At 72.4% G+C, this 13,137-nt stretch carries 17 protein-coding genes, 3 tRNA genes and 1 pseudogene; 5 read left to right on the forward strand and 16 right to left on the reverse strand.

Annotation, left to right across the window (positions count from 1 at the left end):
* Window positions 1–99: 99 nt before the first annotated feature.
* The 3 genes from HNR61_RS24655 (at window position 100) to HNR61_RS24665 (ending at window position 1,374) form a co-directional block, all read left to right on the forward strand.
* On the forward strand, window positions 100–366 hold the full coding sequence (locus HNR61_RS24655) for a hypothetical protein (protein ID WP_182845529.1): 267 nt from the start codon (window positions 100–102) through the stop codon (window positions 364–366).
* 125 nt (window positions 367–491) lie between these two features.
* Window positions 492–947, forward strand: coding sequence for a hypothetical protein (locus HNR61_RS24660; RefSeq protein WP_182845530.1), 456 nt, complete (start codon window positions 492–494; stop codon window positions 945–947).
* 286 nt (window positions 948–1,233) lie between these two features.
* Window positions 1,234–1,374, forward strand: a complete 141-nt coding sequence (locus HNR61_RS24665) for a hypothetical protein (RefSeq protein WP_182845531.1) — start codon at window positions 1,234–1,236, stop codon at window positions 1,372–1,374.
* Here HNR61_RS24665 and HNR61_RS48170 read toward each other — a convergent pair.
* The 13 genes and pseudogenes from HNR61_RS48170 to HNR61_RS24730 form a co-directional block, all read right to left on the reverse strand.
* On the reverse strand, window positions 1,360–1,944 hold the full coding sequence (locus HNR61_RS48170) for a gas vesicle protein K (RefSeq protein ID WP_312898079.1): 585 nt from the start codon (window positions 1,942–1,944) through the stop codon (window positions 1,360–1,362). The two genes, HNR61_RS24665 and HNR61_RS48170, sit on opposite strands and share 15 nt — an antisense overlap.
* Window positions 1,941–2,210, reverse strand: a complete 270-nt coding sequence (locus HNR61_RS24675) for a gas vesicle protein (RefSeq protein ID WP_182845532.1) — start codon at window positions 2,208–2,210, stop codon at window positions 1,941–1,943. Before HNR61_RS24675 ends, HNR61_RS48170 begins: the two co-directional genes overlap by 4 nt.
* A complete protein-coding gene (locus HNR61_RS24680; protein WP_182845533.1) occupies window positions 2,210–3,094 on the reverse strand; it encodes a GvpL/GvpF family gas vesicle protein in 885 nt (294 codons plus the stop codon). Before HNR61_RS24680 ends, HNR61_RS24675 begins: the two co-directional genes overlap by 1 nt.
* 5 nt (window positions 3,095–3,099) lie before the next feature.
* Window positions 3,100–3,621 carry a gas vesicle protein gene (locus HNR61_RS24685; protein ID WP_425544480.1) on the reverse strand — a complete coding sequence of 174 codons (522 nt, stop codon included), beginning with the start codon at window positions 3,619–3,621 and terminating at the stop codon, window positions 3,100–3,102.
* Window positions 3,622–3,628: 7 nt separating this feature from the next.
* Window positions 3,629–3,886: a gas vesicle protein GvpO gene (gvpO, locus tag HNR61_RS24690; RefSeq protein WP_182845534.1), complete on the reverse strand. Its 258-nt coding sequence runs from the start codon at window positions 3,884–3,886 to the stop codon at window positions 3,629–3,631.
* Between the two features lie 2 nt (window positions 3,887–3,888).
* Window positions 3,889–4,128 (reverse strand): gas vesicle protein GvpG, encoded by a 240-nt coding sequence (locus HNR61_RS24695; protein ID WP_182845535.1) that lies wholly within the window; start codon window positions 4,126–4,128, stop codon window positions 3,889–3,891.
* Window positions 4,129–4,133: 5 nt separating this feature from the next.
* On the reverse strand, window positions 4,134–4,994 hold the full coding sequence (locus HNR61_RS24700; protein ID WP_182845536.1) for a GvpL/GvpF family gas vesicle protein: 861 nt from the start codon (window positions 4,992–4,994) through the stop codon (window positions 4,134–4,136).
* A complete protein-coding gene (gvpJ, locus tag HNR61_RS24705) occupies window positions 4,994–5,428 on the reverse strand; it encodes a gas vesicle protein GvpJ (RefSeq protein WP_182845537.1) in 435 nt (144 codons plus the stop codon). Before gvpJ ends, HNR61_RS24700 begins: the two co-directional genes overlap by 1 nt.
* Before the next feature lie 311 nt (window positions 5,429–5,739).
* Window positions 5,740–6,108: a hypothetical protein gene (locus HNR61_RS24710; protein WP_182845538.1), complete on the reverse strand. Its 369-nt coding sequence runs from the start codon at window positions 6,106–6,108 to the stop codon at window positions 5,740–5,742.
* 46 nt (window positions 6,109–6,154) lie between these two features.
* Window positions 6,155–7,041: pseudogene (locus HNR61_RS24715) on the reverse strand (TIGR03557 family F420-dependent LLM class oxidoreductase).
* A gap of 134 nt (window positions 7,042–7,175) precedes the next feature.
* Window positions 7,176–7,250: transfer RNA gene (locus tag HNR61_RS24720), tRNA-Arg, on the reverse strand.
* 3 nt (window positions 7,251–7,253) lie between these two features.
* A tRNA-Cys gene (locus HNR61_RS24725) sits at window positions 7,254–7,325 on the reverse strand.
* A gap of 5 nt (window positions 7,326–7,330) precedes the next feature.
* A tRNA-Asp gene (locus HNR61_RS24730) sits at window positions 7,331–7,402 on the reverse strand.
* Window positions 7,403–7,823: 421 nt separating this feature from the next.
* Here HNR61_RS24730 and HNR61_RS24735 point away from each other — a divergent pair.
* Window positions 7,824–8,504 carry an alpha-ketoglutarate-dependent dioxygenase AlkB family protein gene (locus HNR61_RS24735; protein WP_246443762.1) on the forward strand — a complete coding sequence of 227 codons (681 nt, stop codon included), beginning with the start codon at window positions 7,824–7,826 and terminating at the stop codon, window positions 8,502–8,504.
* A gap of 401 nt (window positions 8,505–8,905) precedes the next feature.
* On the opposite strand, the gene HNR61_RS24740 is transcribed toward HNR61_RS24735, so the two are convergent.
* Window positions 8,906–9,211, reverse strand: coding sequence for a hypothetical protein (locus HNR61_RS24740; protein ID WP_182845540.1), 306 nt, complete (start codon window positions 9,209–9,211; stop codon window positions 8,906–8,908).
* A gap of 413 nt (window positions 9,212–9,624) precedes the next feature.
* Between HNR61_RS24740 and HNR61_RS24745 the strand changes: the two genes are divergently transcribed.
* Window positions 9,625–10,272: an alpha/beta hydrolase gene (locus HNR61_RS24745; RefSeq protein WP_312898080.1), complete on the forward strand. Its 648-nt coding sequence runs from the start codon at window positions 9,625–9,627 to the stop codon at window positions 10,270–10,272.
* Between the two features lie 23 nt (window positions 10,273–10,295).
* Here HNR61_RS24745 and HNR61_RS24750 read toward each other — a convergent pair whose 3' ends face one another.
* Both HNR61_RS24750 and erm read right to left on the reverse strand, forming a co-directional pair.
* On the reverse strand, window positions 10,296–10,673 hold the full coding sequence (locus HNR61_RS24750; RefSeq protein WP_182845541.1) for a hypothetical protein: 378 nt from the start codon (window positions 10,671–10,673) through the stop codon (window positions 10,296–10,298).
* A gap of 1,475 nt (window positions 10,674–12,148) precedes the next feature.
* On the reverse strand, window positions 12,149–13,024 hold the full coding sequence (gene erm, locus HNR61_RS24755; protein ID WP_182845542.1) for an ErmE/ErmH/ErmO/ErmR family 23S rRNA (adenine(2058)-N(6))-methyltransferase: 876 nt from the start codon (window positions 13,022–13,024) through the stop codon (window positions 12,149–12,151).
* Window positions 13,025–13,137 lie beyond the last annotated feature (113 nt).

A 13,137-nucleotide genomic window follows, 5' to 3' on the forward strand; every position in this document is an offset into this window, starting at 1 on the left:
TCAAAGGGCTGACGTGCGAGCCCGCCGCCACGGAAATCGTCACGCGATCGGCACCTCTGGCGGGGCAGGGCAGGATCCCCTTGCGCCATGATCGGCTGCATGGGTTCCATCCATAGGTTCAACGGCCGCCGCGTGTACCTCACGCTCGGCACCGGCGCGCTGCAGATCTCGCGCGCGTCAGGAGGGTTCGTCGTCCCCCTCGCGGCCATCGAGGAGGTCCACGTCGCCGAATCCGACGCCCGCGGCATGGAGATCGTGCTCACCGACGGCGAGAGCCACCACGGCGAAAGCGGCGGTCGCCATCGAGGGCGTCAGCTCCGAGGCGACCGCCGCTTTCGCCACCCGACTCGGCAACGCCCTGCCTGAGCAACGCCCTGCCTGAGCAACGCCCTGCCTGAGCAACGCCCTGCCTGAGCAACGCCCTGCCTGAGCAACGCGACCCGGCCGGAAGCGCTCTGATCATCAGGCATGGTGCTGCTGCCCCTGGAGGCGTGCCCTGGGGCCGGCTCACCGTCCTCGCGCTCGTTCTGCTTGCGTGTATCGGCTACGCGGTTTGGGTCGGCGTCACCCATGGGGCGCGCGTGATCGGCGTGGTCGCCGGGTTCATCGGCCTCTTCCTCGGCCTGGGCACGTGTGCCATGACCGTGGAGAAGACGGTCCTCCGGATGTACCTTGCCCGGCACGGCGTCACCGTGGAGGCCGAGCGAGTCGGGCGCAGTGGTTCGGGCCACCTGTACTACTACAACGACGCCGCCGGCGTCCCCCACCAGTACTATCGCGGGTCGGGCGCACCCACCATCCTCGTCACCTACGATCCGGCCCGGCCCTATCGGGCCGTCCATGTGAGCTGGGCGGTTGCGGTGATCTGCAAGACGGCCCTCGCACTGATCGCCGAGGTGCTTGTGCTGCTGCTCTGCGCGTGGATGTCCTTCGGCCTGCTCTGGTAGCGGCGGCTTTGTTGCTCTGGCGTCGGCAGGACGAAGAAAGACAAGCGCCGTGGTGTCCGGAGCCGAGCCGCCGAGCTGCCGGGGGCGCGAACACCGGGCCCTCGCCGAAGCCGGGCTCACCGTCCCCGACACCGTCGTGTCTTCGCCCCTTGGACAGCACCGGGCCTACGGCGGTCGGGAGTGGGGCGGCCCAAGGCGGTGAGCTCTGGCGCAAGGGGTTCGCCCCGAATGGGATGACGCGTTTGGGGCCCGACCGCGGTTTGCAGGCGGTGGGGCACGGTGGGGCATGGTCGCCCACGTGACGCCGTGCGCCCGGTTGCGGGAACGCTGGGAACGCATCGACGCGCGGCGCTTCTGCGAACTGTTGCATCTCCTGCCCGGCTGGGTGCCGTTGTGGCGGGGGCTGGTGGGGTCAGTCTTCGGGTAGCAGCGGTCCCAGGGGGCCCAGGTCCAGGTTGAGGTCGCTGTCGTCGAGGTCGAAGTGGTCTTTGAGGCGTTCCATGGCCTCCTCCAGCCGCATCAGCGCGATCCCCAGCTTCTCGATCTGCTCGGGGGTGAGGCTGCCGTCCTCCACGCGGCGCAGCGCCTGGCGTTCCATGAGCTGGCGGATCAGTTCGACCACGGTCAGGACCAGCTTCACCAGGTCGCGTTCGACCGTTTCGGGGTCGGAGCGCAGCCGCTGCATCACTCCGCTGGAGGCGGGCACGCCGCGGACGGCGCGGGCCTGGAGCGGCTCGGCGGCGCTGACCGCCTCCTGCAGCGCGTCCTCCAGCGCGTCGGCCAGGCCGCGGCCGGTGAGGGTGTCGGTGAACGCCTCGGTGGTGTCGGCGTCGCGGACGGCGACCTGCCCGGTGACCGGGCGCTCCCCCGCCGGCGGCCGTCCGGGCGCCCGCGACGCGGCGGGCCGCTCGGCGGCCTGCTGGTCCGGCTGCCCGCCGGGTCGTTCGGTGGGCAGCTCGGGGGGCGGCTCGGTGGGGCGGTGGGGATGGTGGGTCACCGTGGATCCTCCTGGGGATCGTGCCGCATCGAGGGCCGCACGACCTGCTGCTGGGACTGCTCGTGGTGCTGGAAGGGCTGCTGGAGGTCGGCGCGGACCGTGGTGATCAGGGCGCGCAGCGACACCTGCACCAGGTCCACATCGGCGATCGAGATGACCAGGTCGCCGGTGATGACCACGCCCCCGGCCAGCAGCCGGTCCAGCAGGTCCACCAGTGCCAGCCGTTCGGCCGGGGCCGGCTCGCCGATGTCCAGGTCGACCGGCATCAGGCGTCCGCCCGGGTCGTCTCGGCGGTATCGATGAACGAGTAGGGCGGCCAGGGCCCGGTGACCTCCACCGTGATGCCGGTCAACCGCTGGTCGATGGCGCGGGCGACCGCGGTGAACCCCTCCACCTGCTCATCGTCCAGCAGGTAGGCGGTGTTGAGGATCTGGGTGCCCTCCCGGCCCGACAGGCGCGGGTCCTGGGCCGGGTGGTGGCGGGTGGCGACCGCGTGGTCGGCGAGTTCGGCGTGGATGGCCTCGGCCTGCTGGGCGATGCGGCGGGAGGCGTCCTGGCGCTGGCGGCGCTGGCGCTGGCGCCGCATCAGGTACGCGGTGCCCGCGCCCTGCGCCCCCTCACCCGCCCCCGCGACCTGATCCGGCCGACCGAGCTGGTCGGCCGGATCAGGCTGGTCGGGCTGCTGGTCGGGCTGCTCGTCGGGGGCGTCGTAGGCCTCGGGGTGGGCGTAGGCCTTGACGCCCCACTCCGAACGGCCGGTGACCCGGTCCAGCACCTGGGTGAACTGCTGCCGCCCCCGGGTGAGGACCTCCACGATCCGCGCGTCGTCGCGGTACAGGGTGGCGATCCGCACCGGCGCGGTCGGGGCGGCGTGCGCGGCCAGGTCCACCACCTGGTGGTGGGCCCGGGCGGTGGCCTCCAGGAATGCCAGGTCCTCCAGGTTGACGCGCAGCGCCTCCTCCCCGAACTGGCCCTGGTCCACCGTGGACACCAGCGCGGTCAGCTCCCCGGCGCGCACCGGGCGCACCGGCGCTCCGCCCACGCCGGTGACGCCCTCCAGCACCTTGGGGTCCAGGCCGCGCGCCACCCCGTACAGGTAGACGGCGTTCCCAGTGCCGGTGCCGGAAGAGGTGAGGGGTGTGTCGGTCACGGCCGTCACTCCTTACCGCTCTCACGGGTGCCGTGTTCGCTTCCATTGTCACCCTGGCTGTCGCCCTCACCGGCGGGTGCGGTTTCGGTGACCGGTGCGGCGTCCGGTGCGGCGGTGTCGGACGGGACGGTGCCGGAGGTGTCGGGGGTGTTCAGCACGCGGGACTCCAGGGCGGCCAAGCGTTCGCGCAGCATGCGGTTCTCCTCGCGGAGCTGCTCGGTGTCCCCGTCGTCGCTGCCGCCCTCGACGCCGTTCTGGGCGGCGCGGGCTTTGGACGACAGCGCCGGGTCGTGTTCCCACCAGTCGATGCCCATCTCCTTGGCGCGATCGACCGAGGCCACCAAAAGCCGCAGCTTGATGGTGAGCAGCTCGATGTCCAGCAGGTTGACCCGGATGTCACCGACGATCACGATGCCCTTGTCCAGGATGCGTTCCAGCAGATCGGCCAGGTTGGCGCCGCCCTGGGTGGGCGGGCCGCCCATCTGCCGCGCCGGACCCCCACCCTGGGCCCAGGAGATCTCGCTCACGGGTGCCTCATCCTCTTTCCACTCGTCCGCGTGAATAGCGGCGGATGCGCCGGTAGGACACCAGTTCCCCGTCGCCGTCGATCTCGGCCTGGTAGCAGGCGAGAATGTCGGCCGAGTCGGGGATGCGGTGGCTTTCCACGACCTCGACGCTGATGCGCCAGCCGTCGTCGGTGCGTTCCACCCCCACCACCGACTCGGCGTGCTTGCCGGTCATCTCGGTGACGTAGTGGACGGCGCGTTTGGCGGCGTCCGACGCCGAGAGCATCATCAGCCTCCCTGGGCGCTGCCGGCACGCAGCCGGGCCAGGAGTTCCTCTTCCCGCTCGGCCGCCTCCTCCTCGGTGATCACGCCGTTGGCGACGTCGTCGGCGACCTGTTGCATCTCGGCGGCGATCCGGCCCGGGTCATACAGCTGCGCCTCGGCCTGCTCCTTGAGCACCTCGGCCAGCCACATCACCCCGCGCACCGGCGCCAGCGGAAGCGTCACCAGTCCGCTGAACAGCCCCACCTGTCTCAGGCCCCTTCCGGCACGAAGTCATAGGGCGGCAGCGGCCCGATCAGGCGCAGCCGGACCCGGTCGGCGCCGTCCTTGGCGATGGCCTCCACCGTCTGCTCGAACTCGGCGCGGCGGTCCTGGTCCACCAGGAACGAGGCGTCCACCACGTCCTCCTCGCGCACCGGGGTGCGCGCGACGGTCCGCTCGGCCAGCGAGGCCAGGGCCTGCAGGATCTGCTGCCCGTCGTGGTCGCGGCGGTTGCGCATCGCGTTGGCGATCAGCTCGCCCAGCCGGACCCGGTCGTAGTAGGCGGCGTCGGCGGCCTCGGGGGGGATCTCCCGCAGCCGCTGGTTCAGCTCGGCGATCTCCGGATCGTCGGTGAGCAGCTCGCGCAGCACGTTCTCCTGCACGTAGGTGCCCTTCACGCGCAGCTCCACCCGGCCCTGCAGCTGCTCCAGCACCTCGGCCAGCCGCTCGCCGTTGGTCTCCAGCAGTTCGCTTTTGACCGCGTCACGGCTGGTCAGCGCCGCGCCGAACCGGAACGGCAGCACCACGGTCCCGGCGTGGACCAGCGCGTCCAGCACCCGCTGGTGCGCCAGCAGGTCGGCGCGCTCGCCCAGGGGGCGTCCCTGCGGCAGGTCGCCGACCACCGCGGCGCAGCGGCCGTGCACCACCAGCGACACCGGCTGGTCGTCCAGGCCCACCACGTCCTCGGCCAGCTTCGCCTCGGCCGAGGTCACCCCGTACACGTACTGGGGGACCTGTTGCTCCTGGCCGGCCTGTTGCTGGCCGGCCTGCTCCCTGGCCTGCTCCCTGGCCTGGTCCCCGGCCACGACGGGGCCCTGCCGGGTCGCCTGAGGGGTCTCGGGGCCGGTCATCACTCGTCCTCCTCCTTCTTGGAACGGCGGCGCGCGGGCTGCTTGTCCTTCTCGTCCTCTTCCTCCTCGGAGCCGCCGAAGGTCTCCTTGATCCGCTCCTGCGCCCCGGCCAGCGCGCCCTTGGTCTTCTTCTTGGCGCCCGACTCCTGCATCGTGTTGATCATCTGCGGGAGGCCCTGGGAGGTGCCGTCGTGCGCGATGTCCAGCCGGTTGCACGCCTCGGCGAACCGCAGGTAGGTGTCCACACTGGCCACCACGATCCGCACGTCCACCGTCAGGATCTCGATACCCACCAGCGAGACCCGGGCGTAGACGTCGATGACCAGACCCTTCTCCAGGATCAGGTCGACCACGTCAGCCAGACCGCTGCCGGAGGTACCGCGCTGCTGGCTGTAACTGGTGCCCGAGGTCTGCTGGGCGATCGGCCCAGTCATGTCATCACTCCTCATCTGGGGGGCATTGCCAAGGCCACACGTACCCGCCCTGATCTCACTAAACGGGACAAGTCGAAACGGTCATCGATCGTGATCGGCATCGCACGATCCGAACCCGCGGGCGCCCGCCCGGGACCGTCTCGTTCCCCCAGGTGAACGCGGCGGGGGCGCGGCCGGAGGTGAATCCGGCCGCGCCCCCACGGCACCAAAGCCGCCGGCGCCGCTCACGACCCGGCCACGCCTCAGGGCTGCTTCCCCGAGCCGACCGGCGGCTCATCAGCGCCAGTGCGCCAGCCGGCGCCGCAGATCGGTCAGCGCCGCTTCAGCACCCGGCGCGCCACCACCACCGCCACACCCGCGGCGGCGACGGCGGGCGCGGCGCGCAGCAGCTTGGCCAGCGACAGCAGCTTGGTCAGCCGCATCGCCTGCTTGGGCAGCGCCGCGACCGTCCCGGCACCGGCCCGCACGCCCTTCTCCACGCCCCGCCCGGCCGCACCGGCGGTCCGCCCCGCGGCGGACGCGGCACCGGTGGTGGCATCAGTGGCGGCGCCGGTGGCGCCGGTGGCGGTGTCGGCGGCGCTGCGGGTGGTCTGCGCGGCGCGGTCGGTCATCTGCCCGGCGCCCTGCTTGATCCGGTCCGATCCCCTCCCGGGAACCGAGGGAGTCTCCATCTGGCTCATGCCTCCTGTCGATATCGGCTGTCGTGTTCGGCTGTCGTGTCGTCGGTCAGGGGTGGGGGCCGCGCAGGCGCGGCAGCACCCGCTCGGCGTAGAAGTCGAAGAACCCCTCCTGGTCAGGGCCGATCTGGTTGGTGTAGACCTCGTCGAACCCCGCCTCCAGGCAGGGGCGCAGCGCCGCCACGTGCGCCTCGGGATCGGGGCCGCACGCGGTGTCCTGCTCGGCCATCTGGTCGGCCACCAGCGAGGCCAGCTGCGCGAAGTGACGCGGCTGGGGCAGCAGCTGGGCCGCCTCGCCGGGCAGGAACATGTTCGGCCACAACCGGCGCACGGTGTCGCGCGCCCGCGCCGCGTCCGGCGCCCAGCACACCTTCCCCCCCGCCTGGGTGGGCTTTCCCTTGCCGCCGCCCTGCTGGGACGCCTCCAGCAGCGCGGTGTCGGGGGCGGTGCAGATGTAGCCGTCGGCGATCCGGCCCGCCAGCCGCGCCGCTTTGGCCCCCAGCCCCGACATGGGGATCGGCGGGGGCCGCTCGGGCAGGGTGAACAGGCGCGCGGTGTCGACGCGGTAGTGCGTGCCCCGGTGGGTGACCAGTTCCCCGGTCAGCAGCCGCCGGATCACCGTGACCGCCTCCTCCAGCATCTCCAGCCGTTCGTCGGCCAGCGGGGGTCGGTGACGTGCTCGTTGAGGGCCTCCCCCGATCCCACGCCCAGGGTGAACCGGCCCTCGGTCATCACCGCGCAGGTCGCGGCGGCCTGGGCGACCACCGCCGGATGCACCCGCACCAGCGGGCTCTCCCCCTGCTCCTCCAGCCACGGGTGGTAGTGGTCAGAGATCCACAACGCGTCGAATCCGGCGCGTTCGGCCAGCTGCGCCTGCCGGACCAGCGCGCGCGGCCCGTGCTCCTCACAGGCCAGGAAGTAGCCGAACCGGGTCATGCCCCACCCTTCCCGGGCACGCCGCACGGTGACGCACCCATATGCGGCCATACCCGGACACACACCCGCAAACGTCGCCGCCTCCTGGGGAGGCACCCCAGAAGGCGGCGGGAGGGGAAGGAAGGGGAAGGAAGTGGTCTCCCCGGCAGGAATCGAACCTGCACCTCCGGCTTCGGAGACCGGTGCCCTGTCCGTTGGGCCACGGGGAGAAGAAGCGCCGGCGGGACTCGAACCCGCGTACACGGTTTTGCGGACCGCTGCCTGAACCACTCGGCCACGGCGCCCCGAGCGACCCCGGTGGGAATCGAACCCACGACACCCGGCGCGACAAGCCGGTGCTCTGCCATTGAGCTACGAGGCCAACAACCGGCCGGAAGCGATCGGACGGAGCCGAGAATCCACCCACCAGCCACCGGCCCACGACACAGGACAACCGAGAGACGGACACACCAAACCCGTCGCTGCGAGAACCCGCCGGGCACTCAGACAGCCAGACCTTGGGATCGGGTCACATCCGAGGGGAACTCACGCAGCGTCTGAGGCTCACGCGGCGAGGCAACACCGCCGCCGCCCGGCCGGGTACCGCGCACAACGGTCGTCCACCGCACGATCACACCGCCGATCACCTCGGCGACACCGTCGATCGCTCATGCCGGTCCCCTCCCCTCGCCGCGCGCCGGTCGGCCCGCCTTGCGCCGTCGGGCCGTGTGGTTCCCACCATGCCCCGCACCCCGCCGGCGCGGCAACGCCTTTTTCACGCGCCCACCGGGCCGGTGGCTAGCCTGGCGGGCGTGACCGCGTTGATCCCCCGCCCCCGCAGCGAGCCCGCGCCCGGCGTGGTGCACCTGCCCGGCTGGCTGGACACCGCCGCGCAACGCCACCTGGTCCTCGCCTGCCGCGACTGGGCGCGCCCACCGGCGGGCATGCGCCACACCCGGCTGCCCGGCGGCGGCGTGATGTCGGTGCGGACGGTCTGCCTGGGCTGGCACTGGGAGCCCTACCGCTACCTGCGCCACATCGACGGCGTCCCCGTCAGACCACTGCCCACCTGGCTGGCCGAGCTGGGCCGACGCGCCCTCACCGACGCCTACGACCACCCCGACACCACCTGCGACGCCCGCCCGCGACGCTACGACCCCGACGTGGCGCTGGTGAACTTCTACGACGCCACCGCCCGCATGGGCCTGCACCAGGACCGCGAGGAACGCAGCACCGCACCGGTGGTGTCGCTCAGCCTCGGCGACACGGCGGTGTTCCGGCTGGGCAACACCGACCACCGCGGCCGCCCCTGGCGCGACCTGGAACTGGAGTCGGGCGACCTGCTGGTGTTCGGCGGGCCGTCACGGATGGCGTTCCACGGCGTACCCCGCATCCTGCCCGGCACCGGCCCCACCGACATCGACCTGCGCTCGGGACGCCTGAACATCACCCTGCGCGAATCGGGCCTGGCCGCCCCACCGTGACCACCCGCCGCGAACACGACACCACCAGGCAGGACGCACACCAACCGGCCCTCGCCCCCCGCCCCGCCCCCGCAGGGTCATCAACCCCGAGGCCACGGCCTTCACGGACGAGAGTTCGAAGGGGATGGCGGGACCCTGAACGGATTCCGCCCCGCTATCGCCGCCGGGCCCTCGGCCGCCGCCCACGGACCGACCACGCCGTCATACCCTTGCGCGCCCAACGCTGGGGCCACCGAGGCCACCAGCAGTGGTCCCGAAGGTCGGCGCCCTGTTCGCCCCACCGAATATGCCCCTCAGTCCCGACGGAGAAGTTTTCACCCAGATCACAGGCTCACAGGCCGCCTTCGACCCCCTCGCGATCACACGACGGGTCGACGACGACCTGCAAGCGTGAGGGACTGCTAGCCGTTCCTGGTGAGGACGTAGGACATCATCGGCGTCCAGGCGTCGGGCCCGACGGGGACCTTGGAGTCGACGCGGATGGTGCCGTCGCTGCTGGACGTGCGCCGAATGCGGGCCGGACCGGTCACCACCAGGGAGTCACCTGGGACGAGGAAGAAGCCTCCCTCCATCCACTCGGTCTCCCCAGCCGGCCCCATCGGGCCCTCGATCGTGGAACCCTTCACGTCCCAGCTGCCGACCAGGAAGTCCAGCCGCCTGAGCGCGGGGTCGGGTGTGGGCGTTTCGAAGGACGCTTCCTCGCTCATGGCGCTCCCGTCCTGTCGCGTTGCCCCCTCCCCCACGAGAGCGGGCATGACGGGCATGAGGCGACGTCGAAGGCGCGACGACCGGTGTTGGACAGTTCCGGACCTCTTGGCGCAGTGCCCCGCACATGTCCTGCGATCACCATCGTCCGAACGCGGCGGACTCCTGTGCGGCTCCACCGACACCGCCCCCTCATCCGCACCCCGACACCCTCTGCGGATGGCGATCGCCGCCGACTGCCCACCTCTGCCAGAGCAGGCTTCTGGATCGACTGCCTGATCGTTGATGTTTTTGGGAGAGAGGAGCTGGACGGTCAAAACACCCCACACCTTGACAAAGTAAGGTATGGGGTGAATCGGACATTGGTGCGAGGGGATGCGCCGTTCCAGCGGGATGTCCGTGGCAGGCTGGTCGGGTGACCACCGTGCTCCCCACCCTTGTGCCCCGGTTGGCCTTTCGCGGGCCCTCCTCCCCCGCAGCAGTCGCGCTGCTGCTGCACGGCGGACGTGAACACAGCCGTCAACCGGCCAGCGCGCGCCAGCCCGCTCCCCTGCGCATGGTGCCGTTCGCGTTGACGCTGCTGCGCACCGGACGGCGGCACCGGTTGGCGGTAGGGACGCTGGGTTACCGCTATCGCGGCTGGAACGGCGAGGAGGCCTCCCCCGTCCCCGACGCGCTGTGGGCGTTGGACCAGGTACGGCACCGGTGGCCGGAGGTCCCGGTTGTGCTGGTAGGGCATTCGATGGGGGCGCGCACCGCGTTGCGGGTGGCCGGGGACGCACAGGTGCGCGGGGTGGCCGCGCTGGCCGCGTGGGTGCCGCGCGGTGAACCGGTCGACCAGCTCGCCGGGCGCCGCCTGCTGGTGATGCACGGCGCCGACGACCGCACCGTCCCGGCCAAGTGGTCGGCGTCCTACGCCGAACGGGCCCGCGCCGTGGCCGCGCGGGTGGACCACATCAGCGTCCCGGGTGAGGGACATGCGATGCTGCGCCATCCGGGGCTGTGGCATCGCCGGGTCGCCCAGTTCACCCTGGACTGCCTGGGAACGCCCACCCACCCCTGATCAACGGGCCTTGGCTCCGGACCTTACGCGAACCGCTCGGTCGGCCGGACCTCGCCGGGCCGAGCGCGACGATCAGGTGTCCGCACGGGGTCGCCCTGATCCCGGAGACCAGGCAGGGGGATTGCCAGTGTGCCGCCGAGCCGCTCCCCCAACGCCAGGTCCCACACCTGGACGCTGTCGGGTCCGCTCGCCACCGCTGGCGGACGGCCGTCAAGGGTTGTGCAGGTCAGCGCTTCGACGTCGTCACCGTCGCGGGCGATGACCAGTGCGCCGTCCTCGTCCCCGCTCACCTCGGCGGTGTGGCCGGTTCTCGCGGGGGTGACGAGCGCTCCGGTGACCAGGCCCCGCCCTTGGACGGTGTCGTGCCCGGAGGCGATGACCACGACGGCGCGACCGTTCACCTCGGAGCACGCCTTCGGGAACCGCCGGGAGGGGGGCGTCGAAAGGCCCGAACGTGCGCAGGCCCCACACGCGCAGACCGCTGTCGCGCAACGAGACCGCGACGGAATGTCGGCCCACCCGGGCGCACTCCACCGGCTCCAAGGGGTCGCCTACCAGCCTTGCCCGGCCCAGGTCCCACACGCACACCGAACGGTGCATGCCCGCCACCATCAGGTCCCGGTCCTCCTGGCGCGGGTCACCGGTGGCCGCGTCCCACAGCCGGGTGTGCTCGCGCCGCCTCAGATCGCTGTCCTCGGCGTACTGGCTTCCTCGTGACGATCACGGGACGGCCGTCGACCTCGGCCGGGGCCGCGGTGCGCATCGCCATCGTGTGCCCGATGGCCGGGCGTGCGACCGGGGACGGCCCCCGCGTCCCACGCCCGTACCCACCTCTCGTCGCCGCAGGTCACCACCGGGCGAGCCTCCACAACGGTGGAGGCCAATCCCGCGCCTCGCCGAAACCCGACACGGGACGGCTGATCGGTCGCCGCGTCCCCCACGCGCACGGTGCCGTTCCAGTCGCCGACCAGCGCCACCTGACGTCCGTCCAACTCGGTGCAGACCAGGACGCGGACACCGCCGGTACCGCCACCCAGCGCGGAACGGCGGTCATGTCCATGTCGCCGGGCACCACACCGGCCAGGTCCCGCAACATTCTCTGGCCGTCCGTCGTCACCAGCACCGGGCGGCCATCGCCGCGACCGGGGAGTCGGCCGTCGGCAGCCGGTGACCGCGTCCCAGGCACGCGCGGCGTTGAGGGTACTGGTGGCGAGGTGAGACGTTCGGGGGTGTCGGTGGCCGGGGTCCAGATCCGCGCATCGCCATCGGCGATCACGGGGCGGCCCTCCCATCGGCCGTGCGCAGTGCCCGTAGGGGGTTGTCGTGGGCGATGAACGGCTCGTCGACGGCGAGCCTGGTGGGTCAGGTCCCCTGTGCGCACGAGCGCGTCGGGTCCGCCGCTGACCGCGACCGGGTGTCCCCGTGACGTCAGGCGGGTCACCGTCGCGGCGTTCGGCGTCGTGCGCCGGGATCTGCCACGGCAGATGCCCGGCGGCCTCGTTTCCAGTCGCCCACAACGGTATCCACGGCGGTCCCCGGACGTGCCGCGGACGCATCCCGGTAAGGGGGCCTCGGCGAGCTCGCGCGCCAGCACGTGGTCGCCCAGCCGTGCCGCGCCCAGGCTGAGCATCTGGTGGCGGGCCTGTGGAGCGGCGTCGCGGTGCCGGGTCGGCGACATGCGGGAGACGGCCACCGCTGGGCCGGGCACGCGGCGCGCGTGCCCGGCCCAGCGGCGCGATGGCCTCCGGCGGGTCGGCGGTCACCGGGAAGGCGCGGTCGTCCAGCGTCTCCTCACCCGCATGGGTGATCTTGATGGCAGGGCGGGCGCCGCCACGTACATCCGTTCACCGGGCCCCTCGCCGGGTTCGCGGGCCGCTCATCGTGGCGGGTCGTACGGCATGTTGTGCCGCACGTCGTACAGCACCGCGAACAGTCTGATCCACTGGTCGGGATGGACGTGGGCCACCACGGCGTCGCGGTCGATCCCGGCGGTGCGCAGGGCCGCCTCCACGCGGCGGTGGGGGTGGTGTTCGCGCAGGGAGGCGCGCAGGGTGCCGCCGCGTCCGGTGAACCCGGTCTCCACGCACGCCCGGTAGCCGGCCAGCGCCTCGGGTGGCAGCAGGGGCGCCGGGCGGCGGCGCAGCCCCAGGATCGCGGCGTCCACGCGCGGGACCGGCCGGAACCGGTCCCGGTCGATGCGTCCCAGCAGCCGCCAGTCGAACAGCGGCCAGCTGGCCACGGTCAGGCGGGACCAGCGGCCGTAGTCGCCGGTGCGCTTGCGCGCGTACTCGCGCTGGGTGATCAGGGTCGCGGCGGTCAGGTGGGGGGCGTCCAGCGCCCAGGTGACGATGCGGGCGGTGGCGGCGTAGGGGATGTTGCCGGTGAGGTGGAACGCCCGGCGCGGCGGGCGCGAGCGCAGGAAGTCCCCGGCGACGACCGTGACGTCCGGCAGGTCGGCGCAGCGACGGCGCAGGCGGGGCACCAGGTGCGGGTCGATCTCGTAGGCGATGACGTGGGCGCAGCGGCGGGCCAGGGCGGCGGTGATGCGGCCGTCCCCGGCACCGACCTCCACCACCAGCTCGCCGGGCCCGGTGTCGACGGCGCGGATGTAGCGGGCCAGGGCGGCGGGGTCGGCCAGGAAGTTCTGCGACAGGGTGCGGCGGGCCCGGTCACGGGCCGAACCGGTCGGGCGGGCGCGCTGGGCACGGTCGGCGTGGTTGGCGTGGTGGTCACGAGGGGCACGGTGGGTCATGCTCGCTGTCCTTGGATGCGGCGGACAGGCGAGGCGGGCCGCGAGTCGGCGGGGCCCGGCCGGATCACGCGGTGATCGGTGCGGGGCGTCGCGGGTCGCGGACGGTCGCCTGT

The organism is Actinomadura kijaniata (assembly GCF_014138665.1).
Classification (GTDB): Bacteria; Actinomycetota; Actinomycetes; order Streptosporangiales; family Streptosporangiaceae; genus Spirillospora; species Spirillospora kijaniata.